This is a genomic window from Micromonospora globbae (assembly GCF_036184225.1).
Classification (GTDB): domain Bacteria; phylum Actinomycetota; class Actinomycetes; order Mycobacteriales; family Micromonosporaceae; genus Micromonospora; species Micromonospora globbae.
The window spans coordinates 4782943-4805775 of record NZ_CP108084.1 but is presented as its reverse complement, the minus strand read 5'-3'; the positions used below and the strand labels follow the sequence as shown (position 1 = coordinate 4805775).

At 68.2% G+C, this 22833-nt stretch carries 21 protein-coding genes, 1 tRNA gene and 4 pseudogenes; 13 read left to right on the top strand and 13 right to left on the bottom strand.

What is annotated here, in order from left to right; translation table 11 throughout:
- Nucleotides 1-6 precede the first annotated feature (6 nt).
- A pseudogene (locus OG994_RS21615) lies at nucleotides 7-129 on the bottom strand (transposase); the annotation flags it as partial.
- A gap of 180 nt (nucleotides 130-309) precedes the next feature.
- On the opposite strand from OG994_RS21615, the gene OG994_RS21610 reads away from it, so the two are divergent.
- Nucleotides 310-1103, top strand: a protein-coding gene (locus OG994_RS21610) for an IS5 family transposase (RefSeq protein ID WP_328853657.1) whose coding sequence is annotated in 2 segments (ribosomal slippage) — nucleotides 310-646 and nucleotides 646-1103 — 795 coding nt in all. Because the reading frame shifts where the segments join, the coding sequence is not laid out codon by codon here.
- A 65-nt stretch (nucleotides 1104-1168) separates the two neighbouring features.
- Here the strand turns inward: OG994_RS21610 and OG994_RS21605 are convergent.
- Nucleotides 1169-1717: a TlpA family protein disulfide reductase gene (locus OG994_RS21605; protein WP_328850775.1), complete on the bottom strand. Its 549-nt coding sequence runs from the start codon at nucleotides 1715-1717 to the stop codon at nucleotides 1169-1171.
- Between the two features lie 744 nt (nucleotides 1718-2461).
- A pseudogene (locus OG994_RS21600) lies at nucleotides 2462-3172 on the bottom strand (IS256 family transposase); the annotation flags it as partial.
- Between the two features lie 81 nt (nucleotides 3173-3253).
- Here OG994_RS21600 and OG994_RS21595 point away from each other — a divergent pair.
- On the top strand, nucleotides 3254-4816 hold the full coding sequence (locus OG994_RS21595; RefSeq protein ID WP_204985350.1) for an ISL3 family transposase: 1563 nt from the start codon (nucleotides 3254-3256) through the stop codon (nucleotides 4814-4816).
- A 25-nt stretch (nucleotides 4817-4841) separates the two neighbouring features.
- Here OG994_RS21595 and OG994_RS21590 read toward each other — a convergent pair.
- Nucleotides 4842-5426: pseudogene (locus tag OG994_RS21590) on the bottom strand (transposase); the annotation flags it as partial.
- A 1014-nt stretch (nucleotides 5427-6440) separates the two neighbouring features.
- Here OG994_RS21590 and OG994_RS21585 point away from each other — a divergent pair.
- From OG994_RS21585 to OG994_RS21575, 3 genes are all read left to right on the top strand, one after another.
- On the top strand, nucleotides 6441-6932 hold the full coding sequence (locus OG994_RS21585) for a hypothetical protein (protein ID WP_328850774.1): 492 nt from the start codon (nucleotides 6441-6443) through the stop codon (nucleotides 6930-6932).
- Complete coding sequence (locus OG994_RS21580; protein WP_328850773.1) at nucleotides 6830-7258, top strand: hypothetical protein; 429 nt, start codon at nucleotides 6830-6832, stop codon at nucleotides 7256-7258. Before OG994_RS21585 ends, OG994_RS21580 begins: the two co-directional genes overlap by 103 nt.
- An 83-nt stretch (nucleotides 7259-7341) precedes the next feature.
- Nucleotides 7342-7560, top strand: a complete 219-nt coding sequence (locus OG994_RS21575) for a hypothetical protein (protein ID WP_147427355.1) — start codon at nucleotides 7342-7344, stop codon at nucleotides 7558-7560.
- Between the two features lie 65 nt (nucleotides 7561-7625).
- Here the strand turns inward: OG994_RS21575 and OG994_RS21570 are convergent, their stop codons facing one another.
- Nucleotides 7626-8003, bottom strand: a complete 378-nt coding sequence (locus OG994_RS21570) for a DUF4192 family protein (RefSeq protein WP_328850772.1) — start codon at nucleotides 8001-8003, stop codon at nucleotides 7626-7628.
- A 122-nt stretch (nucleotides 8004-8125) separates the two neighbouring features.
- Nucleotides 8126-8476 (bottom strand): annotated as a pseudogene (locus tag OG994_RS21565) (monooxygenase); the annotation flags it as partial.
- Nucleotides 8477-8485: 9 nt separating this feature from the next.
- Between OG994_RS21565 and OG994_RS21560 the strand changes: the two are divergent.
- The 3 genes from OG994_RS21560 (at nucleotide 8486) to OG994_RS21550 (ending at nucleotide 12734) form a co-directional block, all read left to right on the top strand.
- A complete protein-coding gene (locus OG994_RS21560) occupies nucleotides 8486-10993 on the top strand; it encodes an RNaseH domain-containing protein (RefSeq protein WP_328850771.1) in 2508 nt (835 codons plus the stop codon).
- A 263-nt stretch (nucleotides 10994-11256) separates the two neighbouring features.
- Nucleotides 11257-11682 carry a PadR family transcriptional regulator gene (locus OG994_RS21555; RefSeq protein WP_328850770.1) on the top strand — a complete coding sequence of 142 codons (426 nt, stop codon included), beginning with the start codon at nucleotides 11257-11259 and terminating at the stop codon, nucleotides 11680-11682.
- A complete protein-coding gene (locus tag OG994_RS21550; protein WP_328850769.1) occupies nucleotides 11679-12734 on the top strand; it encodes a GlsB/YeaQ/YmgE family stress response membrane protein in 1056 nt (351 codons plus the stop codon). The genes OG994_RS21555 and OG994_RS21550 overlap by 4 nt, the downstream gene beginning before the upstream one ends.
- A 69-nt stretch (nucleotides 12735-12803) precedes the next feature.
- On the opposite strand, the gene OG994_RS21545 is transcribed toward OG994_RS21550, so the two are convergent.
- The gene (locus OG994_RS21545; RefSeq protein WP_328850768.1) at nucleotides 12804-13403 is read right to left on the bottom strand and encodes a hypothetical protein; all 600 of its coding nucleotides are present in this window, start codon (nucleotides 13401-13403) and stop codon (nucleotides 12804-12806) included.
- A gap of 839 nt (nucleotides 13404-14242) precedes the next feature.
- Here OG994_RS21545 and OG994_RS21540 point away from each other — a divergent pair.
- Nucleotides 14243-14315 (top strand) — tRNA-Arg (locus tag OG994_RS21540).
- 186 nt (nucleotides 14316-14501) lie between these two features.
- Here OG994_RS21540 and OG994_RS21535 read toward each other — a convergent pair.
- The 3 genes from OG994_RS21535 to OG994_RS21525 form a co-directional block, all read right to left on the bottom strand.
- Nucleotides 14502-14894 carry a hypothetical protein gene (locus OG994_RS21535; RefSeq protein WP_328850767.1) on the bottom strand — a complete coding sequence of 131 codons (393 nt, stop codon included), beginning with the start codon at nucleotides 14892-14894 and terminating at the stop codon, nucleotides 14502-14504.
- A 67-nt stretch (nucleotides 14895-14961) separates the two neighbouring features.
- Nucleotides 14962-15354, bottom strand: coding sequence for a hypothetical protein (locus tag OG994_RS21530; RefSeq protein ID WP_328850766.1), 393 nt, complete (start codon nucleotides 15352-15354; stop codon nucleotides 14962-14964).
- Nucleotides 15355-16080: 726 nt separating this feature from the next.
- Entirely contained in the window at nucleotides 16081-17343 is a 1263-nt protein-coding gene (locus OG994_RS21525; protein WP_328850764.1) for an MFS transporter, read from the bottom strand.
- A 100-nt stretch (nucleotides 17344-17443) separates the two neighbouring features.
- Here OG994_RS21525 and OG994_RS21520 point away from each other — a divergent pair, with 100 nt between their 5' ends.
- The gene (locus tag OG994_RS21520; RefSeq protein ID WP_328850763.1) at nucleotides 17444-17821 is read left to right on the top strand and encodes an ArsR/SmtB family transcription factor; all 378 of its coding nucleotides are present in this window, start codon (nucleotides 17444-17446) and stop codon (nucleotides 17819-17821) included.
- Between the two features lie 34 nt (nucleotides 17822-17855).
- Here the strand turns inward: OG994_RS21520 and OG994_RS21515 are convergent, their stop codons facing one another.
- Nucleotides 17856-18383 carry a hypothetical protein gene (locus OG994_RS21515; RefSeq protein WP_328850762.1) on the bottom strand — a complete coding sequence of 176 codons (528 nt, stop codon included), beginning with the start codon at nucleotides 18381-18383 and terminating at the stop codon, nucleotides 17856-17858.
- 257 nt (nucleotides 18384-18640) lie between these two features.
- Between OG994_RS21515 and OG994_RS21510 the strand changes: the two genes are divergently transcribed.
- Both OG994_RS21510 and OG994_RS21505 read left to right on the top strand, forming a co-directional pair.
- The gene (locus OG994_RS21510) at nucleotides 18641-18964 is read left to right on the top strand and encodes a hypothetical protein (protein WP_328850761.1); all 324 of its coding nucleotides are present in this window, start codon (nucleotides 18641-18643) and stop codon (nucleotides 18962-18964) included.
- Between the two features lie 133 nt (nucleotides 18965-19097).
- The gene (locus OG994_RS21505) at nucleotides 19098-19985 is read left to right on the top strand and encodes an alpha/beta hydrolase (protein ID WP_328850760.1); all 888 of its coding nucleotides are present in this window, start codon (nucleotides 19098-19100) and stop codon (nucleotides 19983-19985) included.
- 30 nt (nucleotides 19986-20015) lie between these two features.
- Here OG994_RS21505 and OG994_RS21500 read toward each other — a convergent pair whose 3' ends face one another.
- The gene (locus OG994_RS21500; RefSeq protein ID WP_328850759.1) at nucleotides 20016-20366 is read right to left on the bottom strand and encodes a hypothetical protein; all 351 of its coding nucleotides are present in this window, start codon (nucleotides 20364-20366) and stop codon (nucleotides 20016-20018) included.
- Nucleotides 20367-20505: 139 nt separating this feature from the next.
- On the opposite strand from OG994_RS21500, the gene OG994_RS21495 reads away from it, so the two are divergent.
- Complete coding sequence (locus OG994_RS21495; protein WP_328850758.1) at nucleotides 20506-21822, top strand: low temperature requirement protein A; 1317 nt, start codon at nucleotides 20506-20508, stop codon at nucleotides 21820-21822.
- A gap of 126 nt (nucleotides 21823-21948) precedes the next feature.
- Here OG994_RS21495 and OG994_RS21490 read toward each other — a convergent pair whose 3' ends face one another.
- A complete protein-coding gene (locus OG994_RS21490; RefSeq protein WP_120327463.1) occupies nucleotides 21949-22797 on the bottom strand; it encodes an SDR family oxidoreductase in 849 nt (282 codons plus the stop codon).
- Nucleotides 22798-22833 lie beyond the last annotated feature (36 nt).

The following is a 22833-nucleotide window of genomic DNA, read 5'->3' as shown; positions in this document are numbered from 1 at the left end:
GACCCCGAACAGGATCCCGCACAACACCTTGCGATCATCCAGCGCCTTGCGCCCGGGGTAGCGGCGCCGACGGGGTGGTCGGGGTGGCAGCAAAGGTTCGATCTCGGCCCACAGTTCGTCCGAGCCGATCCACGGCGGCTGCTCACCCCTCCTCACGTTCAGACAGAACGATCCTCACGTCCAAGGACACGCCCAACATCATTTCGTTAGGAGCTCTTAGAGGTCCTAACAAAATGGTCTAGGGGCTTGTCCGGTGTAGACGATGATCTACAGTGTTCGGCCGTGAGGCGTGGTGAGCAGCCGCCGTGGATCGTGTCGGACGGGCTGTGGCAGCGCATCGAGCCGTTGCTGCCCAAGCCTGAGCGCAATCCTCGGCACCCGGGACGGAAGCGGATCCCGGATCGGCAGGTGCTGTGTGGGATCTTGTTCGTGCTGCACACCGGCATCCAGTGGGAGTTCCTGCCCCAGGAGTTGGGGTTCGGCTCCGGGATGACCTGCTGGCGGCGGTTGGAGGAGTGGAACCGGGCTGGGGTGTGGCAGCGGCTGCACGAGTTGCTGCTGGCAGAGCTCCAGGCGGCCGGGAAGCTGGACTGGTCCCGCGCCGTGATCGACTCCTCGCATGTACGGTCCGCTCGACGTGGCCCAAAAGTGGGCCGAGCCCGGTCGACCGCGCCCGCCCGGGCTCGAAGCACCACGTCCTGACCGAGGGCGCCGGCATCCCCCTGGCCGTGTCGTTGACCGGCGGCAACCGCCACGACGTCACCGAACTGCTCCCGCTGATCGACAAGATCCCGCCGGTCCGCGGGAGGCGTGGTCGGCCCCGCCGGCGCCCTGACCAGCTGTTCGGCGACCGCGCCTACGACCACGACAAGTACCGCAAGGCGGTAGGCGGCAAGGGCATCCGCCCGCGTATCGCCCGCCGCGGCCAGCCCCACGGCTCCGGACTCGGTGTGTTCCGGTGGGTGATCGAGCGGACGATCGCCTGGTACCACGGCATGCGACGGCTACGCATCCGGTGGGAACGCCGTGATGACATCCACGAAGCCTTCCTCACCCTCGCCACCTGCATCATCACGTACCGACACGTCGCCCGACTTTGTTAGGACCTCTTAATGGTGGCGCCATCCGCGTAATGCCGAGACTGAAATCGGGATTGTGTGTGGTTCTGTTACTTTACGTGCTTGATTACGGCTAGGAGCGCTTCGCGCCGGATCGGACCGTTGTGCACGCTCGCAACCCGCCCTGTCGAGTCGATCACCACAGTTGCGGGAATCGAGTTGGGCGCATCGCCGGAGAAACTCATGGCGACGCGACCCGCTGGGTCGAAAATGTTCTCGTAGGGGATTCCGTAGGCCGATACGAAGGCTTCAGCCTTCTCCGACGCATCCTGGACATTGACGCCGACGAACTCCACCCCTTGGTCATGCGATTCGTGCGCTACTTCGACCAAATCCGGTGTCTCCAGCCGACAGGGAGCGCACCATGAGGCCCAGAAGTTGAGCACGACGACCTTCCCTGTAAGATCATCGGGCCGAACCATCTGGCCACTCAATGTCTGGCCGGTGATGGCGGGGGCGTCCGACCTCGCGGCCGGCTCGTATACCCGGACTCCTTCTACATCGCTGCCTGGTCGCGGCGAGGCACCTGTGCACCCAAGGGATAGCAGCAGCGATGTCACGGTTGCGCAGGTCAACGCGCCCCTGGCTAACGACGCCATACTCGGTCCCTCTCTCGGCAGGCAAGCGCCTCCGCCACCCGCCATGGCGACATTGATCATCGGTCTTGTGCACGGTGCAATCAGAATAGCGATGCTCAGAGGCCCAGATCGGCCGAGATGGACTGGGCTTGATCTTCTTGACGGACGTCTGAGATCAATGGCGGTGGGTGGAGAGGATGTCAAGCAACCCGGAGAGCGCGGTGGAGGAAGCCGCTTCGGCGTAGGCGATCGTCCAAGGCGGAGTTCGAGGTTGAGATCATGGAGCCATGCCGGCGGGGACCGCATGATCGGGCAGGTATCCAAGGACTTCTCTCTGACCGGGACCGTGGTGCGGGACTGAGTGGAGGCAGGCCGAACGCGATGCTGGCACGCGCGTAACGACAGGCTGACCAGCGAAGAACGGGCCGAGCTGGCCCAGCTGCGACGGGAGAACCGCCGGCTGCGCGAGGACGTGGACTTGAAGCGGGCGACGGGCTTCTTCGTGAGGGAAACCCCGATGGATGTATTCCGTTCGCCAAGGGCGAGCAGGCCGGCCGGCGCAACGTCAAGTATGCGTGCGAGCTCTGCAATCGGTCTGCCTACTACCAGCACAAGGCGGCCAGTAGAGCCAGCGGGACCGCGTCGACCAGATCTTGACGGTGAAGATCATGCGGTTCGTGCGGTGTCGAAGGCACCGCGCGGCGCTGCGGATGCACGCCAGCTAGGGGTCTGTCAAACGAACGGTGTAACTCGGGTTGTTGACGACTACTTTCGGCCTGCGGACAGGCGTCCTTCGAAGGCGATGTCGAAGGCGTTGAGGGCTGGTTTCCAGCGCATGGTCCAGCGCCGGCGGCCCTGCCCGGTCGGGTCGAGGCTCATGATCGCCAGGTAGACGCACTTGAGCGCCGCGGCCTCGTTGGGGAAGTGACCGCGGGCTCGCACGGCCCGGCGGATGCGGGCGTTGACCGACTCGATGGCATTCGTGCTGCAGACGACGGTGCGGATCTCGGTGTCGAAGGCCAGGAACGGCACGAACTCCGCCCACGCCTGCTCCCACAACCGGGCGATCGCCGGATACCTGTCGCCCCAGGCCTCGACGAACTCGGCGAACCGAGCTCGGGCGGCGGCTTCGGTGGGCGCGGTGTAGACCGGGCGCAGGGCTTTGGCGATGGCATCCCAGTGCTGCCGACCGGCATACCGGAAGCTGGCGCGCAGCAGATGGATCACACAGGTTTGCACGACAGCTTCGGGCCACACCTCGCCGATGGCATCGGGCAGCCCTTTGAGCCCGTCACAGACCACCATGCACGCGTCGGCGACGCCCCGGTTCTTCAATTCGGTGAGGACCTGCAGCCAGAATTTGGCGCCTTCGCCGCCGTCGCCGGCCCACAGGCCCAGGATGTCCCGGGTGCCCTCGACCGTGACGGCCAGGGCCAGGTAGATGGGCCGGTTGGCGACCTTCCCATCGCGGATCTTGGCTCTGTCGCCGATCTTGTGATGTGGACGGTCGTGGCAAGTCGACGCGCCACCCACTGATCATGTTCGGCGTGTTCGCTTGTGGAGCAGTTGCTGCCTCACCTGTCCGACCTGCTGATCGACGGCGTTGAACAGCGCCACGAGGCAGTTGTGATCTCCGCCCGGGTCCGATCAGCGACGGCGCAGTGCGGTAGCTGCCGGCAGTCATCGAGTCGCGTTCATGGCCGTTACCTGCGGCGATTGCGCGACCTCACGGTTGCCGGGGTGGCTGTGCTGCTTCAGGTGCGGGTGCGGCGGTTCCGCTGCGGCAACCGCGGTTGCCCGGCGGTGACCTTCGTCGAGCAGGTCGACGGCTTGACCGCTCCGCATGCCCGTCTCACCCAGGGGCTGCGGGAACTGCTCACCCGGATCGGGCTTGCGTTGGCCGGGCGTGCCGGCGCACGGCTGGCTGCCGCCGTCGGAGTGAACGTGGGCCGTGACACCCTGTTGCGGCTGGTGAAAGGCCTGCCGGACCCGGCAGGGACCGCGGTGACGGTCCTGGGTGTCGACGACTTCGCGTTCCGGCGCGGACGCCACTACGGCACCATCCTGGTCGACATGGCCACCCGCCGCCCAGTCGAGGTCTTCGACGGTCGTGACGGTGACAGCCTCGCCGGCTGGCTCGCGCAGCACCCAGAGGTGGAGATCATCTGCCGCGACCGTGCCGGTGGCTATGGCGAAGGCGCCCGGCAGGGCGCCCCGCACGCGGTGCAGGTCGCCGACCGGTTCCACCTCTGGCAGAACCTGGGCCAAGCGGTGGAGAAGACAGTCAACGCCCATCGCGCCCAGCTCGCCCGGCCAGGACCTCCGCCTCCCGAGGACACGCCGCCGCAGTTGGTGCGGCCGCTACCGGAGAAGAAGATCGTGACCCGGCTGCGTGAGCACTACACCGCCGTGCAGGAACTGGCAGCGCAGGGCATGTCCAAGGCGGCGATCGGCCGCAAGCTGGGGCTGCACCAGGCCACGGTGCGCAAGTTCGTCAACGCCCGCAGCCTCGCCGACCTGACCGCCGTCACCGAGCAACGCTCACACCTGGTCGACCCGTTCACCGGCTACCTGCACCAGCGCTGGAACGACGGCGAACGCAACGCCACCCAACTGTTCCGCGAGATCCAGCAACAGGGCTACCCCGGCGGGGAACTCGCCGTTCAGCGCTACCTGCGCCGCTTCCGCACCGGCCGCGGTCACGCCCCGCACCCCGGTCCGAAACCACCCACCGTCCGCCAGGTCACTTCGTGGATCATGACCCATCCCGACCACCTCGATCCTCGCGACGCCGCCAAGCTGCGCGACCTGCGCCACCGCGACCGTGACCTGAACCGGCTGGTCAAACACGTGCGCGCGTTCGCGGTGATGATGACCGGCCGCCACGGCAACCGCCTCGACGAATGGATCGTCGCCGTCGAACACGACACCCTCGCGCCGCTGGCCGCGTTCGCCCGCAACATGCGCCGCGACCTCGACGCCATCCGCAACGGCCTGACCCTGCCGCACAGCTCCGGCGCCGTCGAAGGCACCATCAACCGCCTGAAAATGATCAAACGACAGATGTTCGGCCGCGCCGGCCTCGACCTACTCCGCAAACGCGTCCTACTCGCGCACTGAGACTTCACAAGATCGGCGACAGAACCCGGATCTTCACGTGCACCGCGTCGAGGAAGATCACTGGGTAGACCGCATCGAGGGGACGGTTCTGCCACTCGGTCATCCCGTCGATGACCTTGTCGGTGATCGTCGAGATGGTCTGCCGCGACACGTCGGCGCCGTAGACCTTGGCCAGGTGGGCCTGGATCTCCCCGGTGGTCAAGCCCTTGGCGGACAGGGAAATCACCATGTCGTCCACCCCGGACAACCGGCGCTGACGCTTGCGCACGATCTGCGGCGAGAAGCTCCCGTCGCGATCCCGTGGCACGTCGATCTCTACCGGGCCGACGTCGGTCAGCACAGTCTTGGCCCGCACACCGTTGCGGGAGTTCCCGCCGTTCTTGCCCGCCGGGTCGCCCTTGTCATAGCCCAGATGGTCGGTGATCTCACCCTCAAGCGCTGACTCCAGGACCCGCTTGGTGAGCTGCTGCAGCAGCCCGCCATCACCAGTCAACTGCAACCCGGCCGCCCGGGCCTGCTCCACCAACTGCGCGACCAGGCCTGCGTCGACACCGTCCGCCGGTAGTCCCGGCCCATTCTTCGCCACCGCGGAAGTATCCACGGCGGCCATCGATCCTTCAGACATCAGGTGCTGCTCCTTGATCAGGAGTTACACCGTTCGTCTTACAGTCCCCCCCCGCGCGACCCGCGCCGCTCCGCCGACAGGCCCGCGCGATGAGCAACACGCCACAACCGGCAGCCGTCCCGGTCGCGACGCCCACCGCCGAGAGCACCATGACCAGCAAGCAGCTACGCAGGCTGCGATGGGCGGTACGGGCCACCCTCCCCCTCGGCGTCGCCGCGTCGGTGGCGGCCAACGTCCTGCACGCCCGGCCGAACCACATCACCCAGCTCGTCGCCGTCTGGCCGCCCCTGGCGCTGCTGCCCACCGTCGAGCTGGTCTCCCGCGTCCTCCATGAGCTGGTGCCTGGGCGCGATCCGTGTCACCGCCGCCCTCATCGCCGTGTGTGTCCTACTGGCACTTGGTCGGTATCGCCGTATGTACAGCTCCCGGCCGCCGTGGACCTCTCACCTGGATTTCGGTCAGGGACATGTTGTCGGCGTCTGCGCGGCGACTCAGGAATATGCCTGACAGGAGTCTGCCGACAGCCGTCGGACCAAACAAGACAAGTTGCCCTCCATGCCGACTCGTCCTCGATCCGGCCATGATCCGTCGACAATCAGCGCTGTCCTTCGTGGCGATCCCGGCTCAGATGGAGACAGCCGGGCACATTGGGTCGCTACGAATGGTGTCGCCGCCATCTACGCTGAGGTAACTTTGCGTAGGGTCTACCCTTGCCCGCCTGTCGCAATCTGGGCGACATTTCGCCCAGCCCGAGCGTGCCAATATCAAGAGCCGCCGGATCATTGACGAAGGGGAATACCGACAGTAACACTGTCGCGACTACTGTACGTGAGGCGGTTGACAGTCTTTCGTCTATGCGTTGAGATCTTCCTCAACGGGGATTCAAACGGGGAGTATGGGCGTCAGGTGAACTCGCGGCGATTTCGCGCAGTCGTGGTGCCCGCAATTCATCTTTTCCGCGCGGCCCCCCATCTCGTCTACAGTAGGGAGACAGGGGAAGTGAAGTATCGCTCTATCAGCGTCCGGATGGCGATTGCCGTACTGGGCGCAATCGCCATTGCGTCGACCGGACACACCCCGGCCATGGCAAAGGATTGGAGAATTGCTGCCCAGGCTGAGATCGACGCGTACACCGACGCGCATCCGACGGACTACACGGGAATCGACAAGCTCCTGACGAAGTACGGCCTTCCCCCCATGCAGGTCCGCATCAACGGCATCGACCGGGACCTGACCTCCGCTGAGGCGGAGGCCGAACTGGCGGCACGGGAGGCGGCCAAGCCTCAGGCCACCTCGGCAGGGACGCTCGCAGCGGTCCCGACCGACGCCTTCAGCGTCGCGATGACTCTCAACTATGACCTGTACTTGAACCGGGTGGTGACCGGGTCGTGGAACTTCCGCGACAACTACGTCAACGGCAGCAACCCCGACGATGTTGCGACCGTTCAGTCGAACCTCGGGGCGGCTGCTTCCGGACTGGATCGCTGGTAAGGAAGGCGGCCGACTACGCCGGCGTCGACTACACCGGCCAGACCTACGTCGATGACGGCGGAGTCAACGGAAGCCCGATCTTCGGCATCCGTGACCGCACGAGCGGGTTCAAACTGCTGACTGACAACGGATACTTCAAGGTCACCTACAACAAGACGGGCGCCAGTAACTGCGGTTCGGCGAAGCTCGGTGCGCAGTTCCAGTTCGAGCACAATCAGGACGGCACTGCCGGCTTCAGTGCCAGCGCTGCCTGGGGCCTGTTCAGTATCAGCTACTCAGGCGCTCCTGCCAAGTTGAGAAAGTCGACCTCGGCGAGCTACCTGTAATGGCAATTTGACAAGTCTCGGGGGTCCGCGAGCTTTCGCCGGGCCCCCGAAACTTGTCTATGGGTCGATGATATGATTTCGGCATGTCCAACGCCAAGATCCGCTCCGGGTTGCTTCTTCTGCTCATCGCAGCCGCCGTCGCTCTCCTCACCATGCCCGTGCATCGACTGTGGGGAATTATCATGCTATTCGTCGTAGCAACGGCGGCGGGGTGCGTCTGTCTTGCTGTCGGCCTGTCGGAAGACCGTAAAACTGTTGCAACCGATTCCGTTAAGGCCCGCGAAGAATCGACACAGGCGTAGCTATCCTTCACTTATAGTGTGTGCACACCTTCGCCGATCTGGCGGCTAATGGTGCCGATATCGTCTTAGCGCGTCGCGGAATGGTAGCGGCCGTCGGTGACGCGCAGCGTGTCGACGATGGTGATGCCCGCGGCGTGCAGGGGTGGGGTGATCGCGTCGATGACCGGGGTGACGGTGGTGGCGGGTCCGTAGCCGATGAGGAGGGCGGTGGTGGCGTCGACGTTGCGCAGCAGGGCGAGGTGCTGCCGGGCCGCCCGGGGCGCCCAGTCGGGGATGGTGGCGGGCTCAGGGAGATCGGCGCGGGCGGCCACGATGATGCGGTGGCCGGTGAGGCCGACGGTGACGAGGCTGTCGGCGGGGTGGAAGCCGAGCAGGTAGGGCACGGCGGCGAGCAGGTCGCTGATCGAGGTCACCGGCAGCCGGGCCGGCTGGTTGTGCAGCATGGATGGCTCCTTCGTCGTAGGTGGCTCCGCGAGCGCCGGGTGTGGCGTGCGGGGTTGGCGGTCGGGGCCGGCGGCAGGTCACGCGTCCGCCGCCGGTGGATGGGTCAGGTCGAAGAGGTTGCTCAGTGGGGGTGATGGCCGAGGCCGAGGCGGGCGCCGATGGCGGGGCCCTGGTGGACGGCGGCGACCGCGGCGGGCAGGTGGCGGCGTTGCCAGCCGTGCAGGGCCGCGCCCAGGTCGGCGCCCCAGCGGTGGTGTTGGGTGAGTGCGGTGACGAGGCCGGCGGCCTGTTCGATGCCGTTGTTCGCGCCCCGCGCCGTATGTGGGCGCACGGGGGCGAGGGCGTCGCCGAGCAGCACCGCCCAGCCGCGCCCGGCGGGCCAGGCCATTCGGGTGGGTGGGTCGATGTCCATCACCGGCACGGCCATCCGCACGGTGGTGGCGTGCACGGTCGCGGCGTGGGCGGCGGGGAGTCACAGCCTGTGGACAACACCCGCGGGCACCCCGCCGGTCGTCGCCGCCGTCGCCGACCTCCTCGAGGAGTCCCGCGCCGAGAACCGGCACCGCGGCAGGTCTCCTACGCCAGCAAGCTGGCCGAACTGCTCGCCGCCGTCGAACCCGAGTTGGTCAGCCTCGGGGATCAGCTCACGTGGCACGGCGACCAGCTGGACGCCCCACGATGGGTTTGGGAAGCCGCCACCTGGGAGATCGCCGAACGGCTCTCCGGAAAGCCCTGGACCATCGACGGCACCGACGTCATCCTCCGCTACGACACCGACGGCAACGTGACGGTCTGGGACAGCGACCAGCTGTGGACCGGCCACTGGGACGAGCAAGAAGACGACCTGCACTACGCCACGCTGCGCATGCAACTGGCCATGAAGACACTGCCTTGGATGCGCCACCCCGTGCTGGTCGCCGACCCAGCCGTTTCCTGGTACAGCCGCTGGCTAAGCTCCGCCCGCACCGGCTGGCTCGCCCAGCACTCTCTCGACGACCCCCTGCTGTCGCTGGCGTTCGAGGGCCGCGGGTCCGGAACCCGCATCGAACGCACCAGCGACCTCGCGCTCACCGTCTGGTCCCGCCTGCGCGGCGAGGAACTCATCCGGCCCGAGGACCGCGACCTCACCGGCGTCCCCGGCAGGCTCCGCGCCCTGGTTCCGAAATCCGTACGCTTCCCCATCGGCCGAGGCGTCGGCATGTACACCATCCGGGAACTCAGCACCCGCATCGCGACTGCCCTGAAGGTCGAAAACATCACCGCCAGCAACATCGTCGGACACCGCTTCCCCAAGGCCGCCCGCCGACAGTTGACGCTGGGACGCGACAGCGACCTACTGCACGACGACGCCCTCCCCGCGATCATCGCAGCCTCCGGCTGCCAACGGCTGCGGATCCTCGTCCTCTACAGCGAGCAACACACCCGCGCCCGCCTGCAGCGGCTGCTGGCGTACCACCTCAACCGACCCGAACTTGCCGAGACCGGCATCCCCGAGGACCAGGCCGTCGCCGTCGGCCCCAACGTCGAGATCGTCTTCTGCCACGCCGCCCAACTGCTCGCCCATGGCGAGCACACCGAGCGGGCCGCTCTGCTCGCCAAGCTGCCCCATCTCGATGCGCCGGCCGGAACCCGCCTACTCGCCCTTTGCGAGACGGAATACGACGCCCGGAAATGGGCGGCGCAACGCAAGGCCTCCAGGAAGAAGGACAGCAAGGTTCAGGATCCCGACCTCACCGACGCCAAACCCGTGCTGAGCCGGCTGCTCGCCCAACACGAGATCCTCGTCCAATTCATCAAGACCAAGCAGGCCACATCCGCCCCCGACCCCGAGCCGGTCGAAACCGACCAACACGATCTCGAACCGGACGAAGGGAACGCAGAGGCGCCGCCCGAAGACGATGCACTGACCGCCCTGGGTAAGACGCTCCGCAAGGATCATGCGGGTCACGCCGCCGTCGCCGACCTGCTACGTGCCGGCGGCCTCGTCCACCCGCGCCTTAGCCAGGCGCTCGCGTACGGCCGGTTCGGAATCACCGAACCGATCGCCTTCGTCGGGCTCCACGTCCGTGAGCAGCGCGGGCAGAAACGCTTCGGCCCGAAGAGGATCAGCTGGTCGCTCGTGGCGTTTATCCCCGACGGTCAGCACTGGAACGTCAAGGCATACCAGGCCAAACGACACCCTCGCGGCGGTCCCTCCGGCTGGCAGGACTACTTCACCGCCAACACGGCCTTCCGATCACATTCCCTCCCCGAGGGCGGCCGGCAGGACCTCACCCTGGTAGACACTATCGACACCGCACTCGGGCAACTCCGAGCACACCTCGCTGCTGCAGTCGGCTACGTGCTCTTGGTCTCCGGGGACAGCAGCCGCTCACTGTGGCCGCTGCTAGCCAACAAGAACCTCGACCTGCAGCCGGACGCTGCGGGTCAGGTGAACGGCCGCCCTGCGCTGCCCGGCTACAGCCGCTCCTGCGGGCACCGGCCCCGGGCCGTGGTCCGCGTGACGTCCGGCTCGACCGATCTGCCGCGTCCCGTCGAGGTACATGGCTTTAAGACCGTGAAATCCAAGAACGGAGAGAAGGAACAAAAGCCGTACCTCGGCAAGACGACCGAGGCGCTGTACCAACTCGACGGCGCCCGCAACACCTGGATCCTGTCCAACATCCCCCGCCAGTTCAAGGGCGGACGCAGGTACAGCCGTGCCGGCGAAAGCAGCAGCCGGTGGACTGCGGACGTAGAAGCCGGAAGCCACACCTGGTACGCCCACACCTCTACCGAGATCGTCGTCCTCGGTTGCGACGAGAATCCAATCCGCTACGCCATCGCCGCCGCTCGGCTGTGCGACCACGCCGTGTCCTGGGACGGCAGAACCCAGTACCCCGCACCCGTGCACCTGGCCATCAAGATGGATAAAGACCACCCTGACTACCGGCGCACGATCGACCTCGAAGAGGAACGGGAACTCGACGAACTCAATGACGGGGAGTAGGTGCACTGCACCGCTGCTACCTCTGACGGTCGGCATCTGACGCCGCAAGCACACCATGGTCGGTTCGTCGGGTCGGGGCCGAACCGCGTGCACAGCACGCCATCGCGGATCAACGAGTTTCACGGTTCCGATTTCCGGAACCGCCATCGTGACTCCCCGCGCAGCTGCCGTACCGGGGCCATGTCCCGGGTTGACGAACCGCCTGTGCACGAATTCTCGGCGCTTTGCCGCCGGTATAGATCGGCCGCCGATATATTGGGGCTATGGCTAAACCCAAGCCGCTGCAGGAACCCACCTTCCTGATCCTCACCGCCCTCGCGCGGGAGCCCATGCACGGCTACGGCGTCATCAGCGACGTCGCGGCGCTGTCCGGCGGGCGCCTGGCGCTGCGGCCCGGCACCCTCTACGGCGCACTCGACCGGCTCACCGACGAGGGACTGGTCGAGCCGGACCGGGAAGAGATTGTCGAGGGACGACTCCGCCGCTACTACCGGCTCACCGATGCGGGCAGGTCGGTGCTCGCCGCCGAGACCGAACGGTTACGCCGAAACGTCGAGGCCGCCACCCAACGCCTGAAGGCCCGCCCGGCAGGCGCCCGCCCCACCGGCGGCATCCCGGCGCGCGGCTCCGCGGGCCGTCCGGGGCCGGCGGTCCGGCCCGTGCTCCGCCCGACCGGAGGTCCGGCATGAACCAGCCCGACCCGAGCCCAGGTCCGGCCGAGACCAGGTCGCCGTTGGAACGCCGCTACCGGCGGCTGCTTCGCGCCTACCCCCGTCGCTATCAGGTCGAGCGGGGAGAGGAGATCGTCGGAACGTACCTCGACCTGGTCGGCCCGGGGCCGCGCTGGCCCTCCCCGCATGATGCCCTCGACCTGCTTTGTGCCGGGCTCAGAGAACGACTGCGCGGATACGGAGCCCTCGGGCTGGCCGACGCCTTCCCACTCGCCGCGACCGCCGCGCTGAACACCCTGATCGCCTTCGCGGTGTTCCTGCTCCTCCAGGTCGAACTCGACGACCCCCGCATCACCGGACTCGACCCGGTCGGACCGTTCCAAACCCTCGGCGCCGTCGCCTGGCTCGCCTGGCTACTCGTCGGCCTCACCGCCACCACGCTGCCCGGGCCCTGGGCCCGCTACGCCGCAGCCGCCGGTCTCCTACTGACCATCGCCTTACCACCCGTGGCCGCCCTCATCGGGCAACCCCGGCCGCCACTGTTCGTGCTGATCCCCACCATCGCGCTCGGCCTGGCCACCCTCGCGCTACCCACCCACCCCAGCCGGGTCGGACGGAGTCTGCCGCCACTCGCAGTCGGCTTCGGAACAGCCGTGTCCGTGCCGTTCTCCGCTGCGGCGAACGGCGGCGATCCGTTCACCTCGTACCGCTCCACCCCGGAGATCCTGGCCATGGTCGGTGGGCTGATGTTCGCACTGGTCCTGATCGTCGGGCTCGGCCGCGCCCTGCGGGCCGACGACAGCGGCCTCTGGGCGGCCCTGCTGCTTGCCACCCCGGCCGGCCTGTTCGGAGCCAACCAGCTTACCCAGGCGGTCTGGGGCAGCCGCGGTGGCGCACCCACCCCGATGGCCTTCATCGCGGCGACCGCGGCGGTCCTCCTCACAGGAGCTGCGCTCCTGGCAGCAGCCGTCGCCGGCCAAGCCGCACGACACCGCGCCGTACGCCAACGAGCGCTTCCCAGTACCTGCCCAACGTGCGGACACCGACCGGACACGACAGCACGGACATGACCCCCGGAACCCCAATGCCTCCGGCGCCCGCAGCCGAGGCCCGCTACGTCTCCGGGACGGCGAGCGGTGTCAGTCGGAGGCTTCGTCTTCCGGCCACAGATGGATGGCCCGCTCGGCGGCTCTGAGGATCAGTTGGGCATCCAACTCGGCGCGAGATTCCGGGATGCCTCGTGCGGGCCATTCGCACACGAAGGAGACGGGGCCGGGCGGCGGCAGCGGCCACAGCCAGTAACGCATGTCGTAGCGCCGTCCGCCCCCGCCGCCACCGTCGGATAGCAGCACCGGGCCGGTTGGCTCGGAGTCCGGCGACGGGAACGAGGGCCGGCCGAGGTTGGTGGCGACATCGCCGTCCGCGAACTGCACGCCCAGCCGGAGGAACTCAGGTGGCAGCGGCTCATCGGGCAAGAACCCATGTCGGAGACCGAGGTCGAATAGGCGGCCACGTCGGTCCTCACGCCGCAATAGCGCTCTGAGAGTGAACTCGAAGCCGTTCGGGTACGCCATCAGTCCGGTGACGGCGACAGCGGCTCCCTCCGTGTGAGCCAGGATGAGCTCTTCGGCTACAACGCCGGCGAGTGCCGCCTCCGGCTTCGCCCACCTGGGCCGCGGCGGCGTCGGAGGCTCTGGCTCGGGTACAGGTGCGGGCGGCAGGCGATCAAAGAAGCCCATCCGCTCACCATGCCACTTTGCACACGCCTGAGGAACCTGCCTCGCCGGCCGTTAGCCCGAACTCTCTATTGAGAGCCCGTCGGCGCACGCCCCCGGTGATGAGTGAGAGCGGACAAACCGTCGGCGAGCTTCCATGGGACGGCCTCAAAGTCGCACCACCCACGTCCTGCGAGGAATCCCAACAGCAATAGACCGACGGTCAAGGATGTCCTTGGACGCGACCGTCGAGGGACGTTGCTCACGGCTGCTCCGTGGCTGCTCGAACGTCGACGAACTGACGCGGACGTATTGGGACCGGCCCGGATTTCCCTCCTTCTGGGCACGGCGTCGCGAAATCCAAGCCAGCTGATATGCGGCCGTACCTGCCGGGACCCTGCCGGATTGGCTCGGACGTGCCTGGACGCCATCGCACTCTCATCACTCTCCGCAAGATCATCTGAACTACGGATCAGATGCTTCGGGTGGCGAGTGGTTCGACGGCCGTGGCGACCGTGGCGACCGTGGTTGGAGCGACCGAGAGGCCGTTCACTTGGTTGGTGGCGCCGTTGAGGATTGTGTCCAGGGGCCGGGTTCTCGCGTCTCCCGCTGCATCACGCTCGGCAATCCTTCTGTTGCTGATCTTCGATGATGTGTGGGATGTGTGCTCTCCAGCAGGTGCCAACCCGGGTCAACCAGTGTCATCACCCGCCAACCCAGGCCAAGGGTTCCGGTCGTCGACGTGATTCGTGTGGTCGACGTGTGGTCATCGCCCGCCCCGTGCGGGCCGATCAACCCAGGTCAACGCAGGCCACTCCCTGCCATCCCGGATCAACGCGCAGGTCGCTAGACTGAGCCCTCGCGCCCTCGTAGCTCAGGGGATAGAGCAACGGTTTCCTAAACCGTGTGTCGCAGGTTCGAATCCTGCCGGGGGCACCTCGATACGCAGCCGAAACGCCATCTGAGCTGGTAATACGCGCACTGCTCAATTAGAACAGGTGTCCAGTCATAGGCCGTCGGAAGCTGCCGTTTGTCGTAGTCACGGAACAGACGTGGAATGACCTTGGAGCCATCTGCCCAGGCCAGTCGACACGACCGGGGCAAGATCCGGAACGGCGACCATCATACGGGCCATGCCACGCCGGTCAGAGCCTCAGCAATCCTGTCGTTGACGGTGGCCTCCGCGCCGTCGATGCACTTGGCATAGACCTTGAGCAGTACATCCACGGAGCGTCCGGCCCGGTCGGCTACCTCGGTTGCCGGTACACCAGCATTGAGCCACAGCGACACGGCAGCGTGCCGCAGGTCGTACGGCCGACCAGCGAGCGGAGAGTCAACCTGGCGCGGCGTCAGCGCCAGTCGACGGGCCTCATCCCAGACACGCGAGGACGTCGAGGCCGCAACGACGTTGCCCCGTTCACTCTGGAACAGGCGGCCGTCCTTGGCGACACCGAACCGCTCGATCTGTTCGCGCAGGATCGTCACGAGCGCGGGCGGGATCGGTACGCGGCTCATCCTCGGCTCGGTGCTTCAGCCCTCGGTCGTCATGAACCTGCCCGCTATCGGTCCACCGCTTGCCCGCTTATGGCCGACTCTTGGCCAGCGTCAGCCGACCCCATCCCTTCTCGGGAAGGTCGCAGTCCTGCTCTCGCAGCGCCAAAGCCTCTGCTGGACGGAGCGCGGCGAAGTACAGGCAGGCGAAGAACGCCACCAAGCGCTCACTACGTTTCGCCTTCCGTCCCCGCTGGCCGACGTAGGTGACAGCAATCAGGAGTTCCAGCTCCTGACGCTGATTTACTACTACCCGGCGATCGACGGCTTCAGCAATCTTCTTCCGTTGCGACCGCACGCGAAGCTCGTCGATGGGATTGAACTCCAACTCTTCCAGCTCGACTGCGTACTGAAGCGCGTTGTAGAACACTGACCGCTTCCGACGCACGGTCGTCGCGGAGGCCGGCTTGCCGTCGAGCTTCACCGCTAGGACGGCGAGCGCACTCCGCACGGTCCCCGACTGCCGGAAGATTAGGCAGCGGCAGGGAGGCGTAGCGCAGCCAGCGGACCACGTCAGCAATGTCCGGCGGCATGTCCAGGCCACGAGCCGGCGGCGGCAGTCAGAGCGCCTCCGGCGGGGGGCGCTCCGGCTCCAGGATGGCTGGGGCTCCGTCGGCGGGTCGCGATCCGTGGGTGGTTGCGGTAGGCCATCCCGCCTGCCCTTGACCAGGGCGAGCCGAGCAGACCACCGCCCGACCCGCCAGCGTCCGCACGGGCGTCAAGGCTCGCTTAACATGGCGCACCGGGCGGCGGACCGCTCCCCGAGGGCGGGTCGACGGCGACGGGATGGCAGCCCGGCGGCGTTAGCCATAGGCAATGCAGTCTGCAGTGTCGAGAACATTGGACCGCTGCAGTTCTTACGCGGACCAGGTGCGTCTGCTCGCCCTCGTCGGTGGCCGTCGTGGGGTTTCCCGTCTGGTTGTTCTGCCAGTTCCACCATGAATCAACGTCGAAATCTGCTTCTGGTTCGGGCGTGGTCGGGTCCGGCACGCAAATGCCGGTGTCGCCGGGGGCGGGCAGCACTTTGACAGACCCCTCGTATCCATCGAGCTGAGTAACTGTCAAGAGTTGTGGTTCGCTCGACCTTCGATGTTCTGGTCGGCATTGGTGACCAAGCGGCGTTGTCGAGATTTGGTGTGGCTCGTGACCATCAGGCTGGCTCCGTCGCCTGGCGCCGACTGGTGAGGACCACCAGGCCGCCGATGACCGCGAGGCCCATGAGGACAGCACCGAACACCGTGGCACCGCTGGTCAGGCCCACGGCGTCGCTGAGGTAACCGGCGGACACCGGCAGCAGCCCCGCCGGGACGTACCCGCCGACGTTGAGCGCGGCGTTGGCCTCCGCGAGGCGCTGGGGCGGGACGCTGGAGTTGAGCAGCGACAGGCCGCCGAGCTGGCCCATGCCCTGGCCTGCGCCGGCGAGCAGCGCGGAGACGATGAGGAGCGGCACCGACGAGGTGTGCACAGCGACGATCAGCGTAGTCATGCTCAGCGTGGTGCTGACCGCGCCAGCCGTGAGGATGGTGCGCCGGTCGAGGCGTTGCACGGCGAACTGCACTCCTGTGGCGGCGAGGAACATGACGAAGGCCATGACGCCGGCGACGATCCGGCTGGTGGTGCCGAGCAGGCCTGACAGGAGCGAGGGGCCGAGCGAGAGCACGAAGGAGGTGGCGGTGATGCCGGGCGCGAACACGGCGATGCCGAGGGCGAGTTGAGGGCCGTTGCCGCGCGGCACGCCGGGCACTCGCACCCAGGCGCCCTTCGCGGGCGCTGCGGGACGCCGGAGGGGCATGCGCAGCACGGCGAGCACTGCGGTGAGGAGCAGCACGGCCTCGACGACGAAGGCGGTGACGGTCGGCGCGGGCAGCGTCTCGGAGATCACCCCAGCCAGGAGTGGGCCGAGACCGGCACCGAAGACCATCGCGCAGGAGGCGAGTAGGGCGGCGATCCGCTTTCGCTCAGGACCAGCTACGTCGGTCACCGCGGCCATGCCGGCCGAGACGACGGCGCCGACGGCGATTCCGGTGAACAGCCGTGCCACGATCAGCGCGGCCACGGTGGTGGCGGTTGCGAAGATTAGACAGGCGGCCAGAGCGAGCAGCAGGGCGGGCAGCAGCACGGGCTTGCGCCCGATCCGGTCGGAGAGCACTCCGGACGCCAGGAGCGAGCCGATGAGCCCGAGGATGTAGAACGCGAACACCACGGTCAGGGTGCCCTTGGAGAAGCCGATGTCGCGCTGCCACAGCACGTACAACGGTGTTGCCGCGTTCGATAGGACGAAGACGGCCGTGACCGGCCAGGCGGCCAGCCATACCCACCCCAGCGGAGCGCCGGATCGTCCGCCGGGTTCCACGGTGCCACTTCGTTGCCTCCCGTCGATGGCCTGGATGGGCGCGTTCCGGGTCTCGGACATAGCTGTACCCTCCGCCTTCCTTTGCAGTACGACTTTAGTCGAACTTAGCATGTAGTACGATTAGAGTCGTACAATGGAGTCGGATCATGAGGAGCTGCCCATGTCTTCGACCGCGGGCACCCCACCCGCCATCAAGGTGCTCCCAGCCCCTCCCGGCCTACCCGAACCGCTGCCAGAGCCGACGGTCGAGGAGCTGCGCCTGGAGACCGTTCTCGGGGCGCTCAGCGACCCCTTGCGGCTGACGATCGTCCGCAAACTCCTCCTGGAGTCAGAGCAGTTCGACCACTCCTGCGGCTGGTTCGGCTTCGACCGGCCCAAGTCGTCGCTGACGCACCACTTCAAGGCGCTGCGAGAAGCGGGGGTCACGCGCCAGCGCCAGTACGGACTCGAACGCCGCAGTCACGTACGCGTCGACGACCTCAACGCTCGCTTCCCTGGCCTACTGGACCTGGTCGCGGCCTGGACCCCAGAGCCATGACGGAGGAGCCGGCTCCACCCATGCCGTCCGGGTGTCATTCCAGGAGTCCATCGTCGTCGGGCCACAGTTGAACGGCGCGCCGGGCGGCATCGAGGATCAACTGAGCATCGACGGTTGAGCGACATTCGGGAATGCCGAAGATCGGCCACTGGCAGACGAAGGTAACCGGCCCGGCCGGAGGTAGCGGCCAGATCCAGAAACCCATGTCGTACCGTCGGTCGCTCCCGCTACCGCTGTCAGGCAGCAGCACCGGGCCGGCAGGCAGGGCTACCTGCGGGAACGGAACTTGGGTCAGGTTCGTGGCGACCCGTCCATCGGGAAACTGCACCCCGAACCGAAGGAACTCATCCGGCAACGGCTCCTCGCGCAGGCGCCACAGCTCTCGCTGGAGCGTGGGGTCGAACGCCAGGCCGAACCGTTCACGGCGAACCACGGCGGCGAGAGTGCACTGGAACCCGGTAGGAAACGCCAGTAGGTCGGTAACCGCGACCGCGGCGTCGGGCGTGTGCGCCAACAGGAATTCCTGGGGCACGCGGGCGGGCAGTACGGCCTCAGGCTTCATCCAGGCCGGCCGAGGCGGTCGAGGTGGCACCGGCTGGGGCTCGGATTCGAGGGGAAGCTCATCGAAGAATCCCACAGGTGGATCCTGGCACGGCCCCCGGTCGGGCCACGCCCGTTGGTGCCTGCGGGCGGGAGTCGAGGGGCAACGGCGATCAGCTCTGGACCCGCGGTCCGGCGAGGAGGTACGGCGTGCAGAGGCTGCACCGCCAAGATGGAACGAGTGCCCCACTGTTCGCGGAGTGTGGGACGCTTCTGCGCGTGGAGCAGGCGAAGCCGATCGTCGTGCAGTTGTACTGCCGTTTCGAGATCGCGGTCGACGACTCGGACGTCGTGTTCGAGGCTGCCGAGCGGCGGCTGCGGAGTGCCGACATCGACTGGCCGAGCGAGCAGGACACCCTGGAAGAGGCGGTCGCCGAGTTGCGAACCGACCTGGCGCAGTCGGTTGCTAGCTTGGTCGATCCTGACCGGGTGTTGGCTGACGTGCCCGGTGCAGAGGTGCGGCGTGGGCGCTGGTGGGCGGAGATCGGAGCGCCGTCCGAGCGGTTCCAGCCCGGCTTCGGCTCACCGGCTGCGGAGACGTGATCGGGGAGAGAGCGTAGCGCCGTCGTGGGGAACTGACCGCGCAGCGACGGCGGTGGAGGCGGTCCGGTCACGGACGTGGCAGCCCCGGCGCCGATCAGCGACGGGACGCACCAGGTGGTCCTACGCTCGGCACGTGCCCACCGATCGGATAGCTGATCCCCAACTGGCCGCGCTGCTGCGGTCCGCGCGTGCCGAGCCCCGCACCGGCGTACCGGAGATCGCGGCGCTGCGGGAGGCGTCGCGTGCCCGGGCCGCGGCCCGCACACCCGGACCGGCGATGCCCACCGTCGACGGGGTGGTCGCCGGGGTGCCCGTGCGGACGTACCAGCCCGGCCTCCTCCCGGTCGTCGTCTACCTGCACGGAGGGGGCTTTGTGCTGGGGGATCTCGACACCCACGACGCCCAGGTGCGGCGGCTCGCGGCGGCCACGGCGACGACCGTCGTCGCCGTCGACTACCGGAGGGCCCCCGAGCATCCGTGGCCGGCGGCGGTGGACGACGCGGTCGACGTCATCGCGCGTGTCGCGGCCGACGGGACGCCGGTCGCGGTGGCGGGCGACTCCGCGGGGGGCCTCGTCGCCGCGTTGGCGGCGCTGCGGTTACGCGGCGAGGTGTCGCTGCTGGCGCAACTGCTGGTGTGTCCCAACGCCGACCCCACGCTCCGGATGCCCAGTGTCACCGAGAAGGGGCGCGGCTTCCTGCTCGACGTCGACGACCTGCGACGGTGGATGGGCATGTGGCTACCGGACCCGGCCGTGCGGGGTTCGGCCGCCGTGAGCCTGCTCGTCGCCGACCTCACCGGGATGCCGCCGGCGGTGGTGGTGACGGCGGAGCATGATCCGCTACGCGACGAGGGTGACGCCTACGCCGGCCGGCTCGTCGACGCGAGAGTGCCCGTCGTGCACCGGTGCGAGGCCGGGCTGGTGCACGACTTCCCGACCCTGCGGGACGTGTCACCGGCCGCCGCCGCGGCGGAGGACCGCTTCCTGGACGATGCCGCAGCGCTGCTCCGGGCCCGGTGAGCCGGTGGACCGCGCCACCGGCCGTCGAGGCTACTGCTCGCGGATGGCGAGTGCCCGTGCGGCCAGCGCGGCGAGTCCGGGCACGATCGCGGGAACGATCCCCATCAGTCCGGCGGCCAGGAGCACCCGCCGGGCCGTGACGTGTCGGCCGCGGGCGTACGCGAGCGTCGCCCACGCCGCGAGCGCGGCGACGGCCACCAGCCACACCAGCAGGAGGATGCCGAGGGGGTGGACGACGACCTCCTCCTGCACCTGGCCGGTCCCGCCGACCCGGTGCACGGTGGTCGACGTGGGCCGCGTACCGGCCGCCAGGAGCGCCGACACCCCGGAGACGGCGATGAGCGCCGTCGTCACGACGCGGCGCGGGACGCTGACCGGCATCGGCGCCTCCCTGGTCGGCGGATCGGCGGGGCCCGGCCTCACCAGTACACCAGGTCCCGGCACCTGAGAGCTGCGCCGCCGCCGCCCGCACTGGCGCGAATGCCGCCGGGACACCTCGCCGCGTTGCGAGAATCGGCCGGTGACGAGCAACGACGACGCGAGCGAAAGGGGACACCCGGCACCTCCGGGCACCCAGAAGGTCGCCGAGAGCACCTCGTCCACCACCTCGGAGCTGTTCTTCGACCTGGTGTTCGTCTTCGCGTTCGTCCAGGTCACCACGCTGGTGACCAACGAGTTCACCGTTCACGGGATCGTCAACGGGTTGCTCGTCCTCGCAATCCTGTGGTGGGCCTGGTCGATCTCCGTGTGGGTCGCCAACCGGGTACGCGCCGACTTCGGTCTCACGAGGGCCGCGGTGCTCGCCGTCACGGCGGTCCTGTTCCTTCTCGCGATCTCCACGCGGGAGGCGTTCGAGGACGAGCCGGGCGGTGTGAAGGGACCGCTCGTCTTCGCCACCTGCTACGTGGCCGTGCGGGTGTTCATGCTGGCCCTGCGGTGGTACGCCCTCCCGGAGATGACCGTCCAGGACCTCGTGGTCCTCACCCTGCCGTTGCTCGGCGGGGGCTCGCTCCTGTTCGGCGCCGCTCTCGTGCCGCATCGGGTGTTCGACATCGAGTGGCAGGCCAACCTCGCGCAGACCGCGTTCTGGGGGGCGGCCGTCATCGTCGACTTCGGGCTGGGGATGGCCCTGCCGGCGCGCCGGAGGGTGCTGTCCGCCCGCCACTGGGCCGAGCGGCACGGGCTCATCGTCCTCGTGGCCCTCGGGGAGTCGATCATCGCGATCGGACTGAGCAGCCTGGACGTCCCGATCTCGTGGTGGCTCCTCTGGGCGTCGGCACTCGGCCTCGTGGTCGCGGCGGCCCTCGAGTGGCTCTACTTCGACGTCGTGGCGCTGGCCGGTGAGCAGTCGTTGCGCCGGTGCCCACCCGTGCGGCGGGTGGACCTGGCCCGGGACGGCTACACGTACCTGCACCTGCCGATGATCGCCGGCATCATCCTCTACGCCGTCGGGCTGAAGGAGGTGATCACGGACGCCCACGGGGGGACGCGGGCCTGGACGGTGGATGGGCTCGAGCTGTACACGCTCTACGGCGGAGTCGTGCTCTTCCTGCTCACCCACATCGCCTTCCAGCTCCGGATCACGGAGATCCTCAGGACGATCATCTGGCCCCGACTGGCGGCGGTCGTGATCCTGGTCGCGCTGATCCCCTTCACCGACGGGGGCCATGCCCTGGCCGCGCTCGGACAGCTCGCCGTCTGCTGTGTCGGGCTCGTCGTGGTGGAGGTCATCGTCGCCAACGGCCAGCGCGAGCAGCTCCGCGAGGCGATCCTCATGCACCGCGCCACGGAGGAGTCCGGCATGGGGACCGGCTGGTCGCATCCGGCCGACATGTGACGGCCGGTGGGCCGGTCGCGGTCGCCGTCGCGCCCCACCGGGTTCCCCATCTGGGCGTCGCCGACCTGGGCCGTCTCGGGCGGTCCCGCCGCCCCGCCGAAGCACGCGCGGGGCGGCGGGGGGCCGTCAGAGCGCGGCGCGGATGGCGTCGGCCAGCGTGACCGGTTCGCGGCCGAGGAGCCGTGCGAGGTCGTCGCCCTCGGCGTACAGCTCGCCCTGGGCCATGCCGCGGTCGCCGTCGGCGAGGAGGGCCGCGTAGTCCCGGGGGACGCCCGCGCCGACCAGCACCTCGACGTACTTCTCCTCCGGGAGGTCGGTGTACGTCACCACACGTCCGGTCTGCCGGGACAGCTCGGCGGCGAACTCGTTCATCGTGAACGGCGCGCCGCCCAGCTCGTACGCCCGGCCGGCGTGCCCGTCGGTGGTGGCGACGACGGCGGCGGCCTCGGCGTAGTCGGCCCGGACCGCGGCGCTGACCTGGCCGTCGCCCGCCGCGCCGGCGATCCCGTGCTCGAGGTACGTGGGGATCTGCGGGAGGTAGTTCTCGATGTACCAGCTGTTGCGCAGGAAGACGTACGGCAGGCCGGAGGCGGCGATCTCCTCCTCGGTGGCGCGGTGCTCCCTGGCGAGGATCAGGCGGGAGGTGTCGGCCTTCACGATGCTCGTGTAGGCGACGAGTCCGACACCGGCCTCGCGGGCCGCGGCGACCACGTTGCGGGCCTGCTCGGCCCGCCGGCCGAGTTCGGTGCCGGACACGTAGAGGAGCTTCTCGCCGCCGGCGAACGCGCTGCGCAGCGACTCCGGCTCGTTGTAGTCGGCCCTCCGGACGGTCACGCCGCGCTGCGCGAGGTCGGCGAGCCGCGTGGTGTCCCGGCCGAGCGCCACGATCCCGTCGGCCGGTACGCCACGGCCGAGCAGTGATTCCACGATGAGCCGGCCGAGGTGGCCGGTGGCACCGGTGACGATGATCGACATGCGTGCTTCCTTTCGGTCGGTTGGATCATCCGCTGC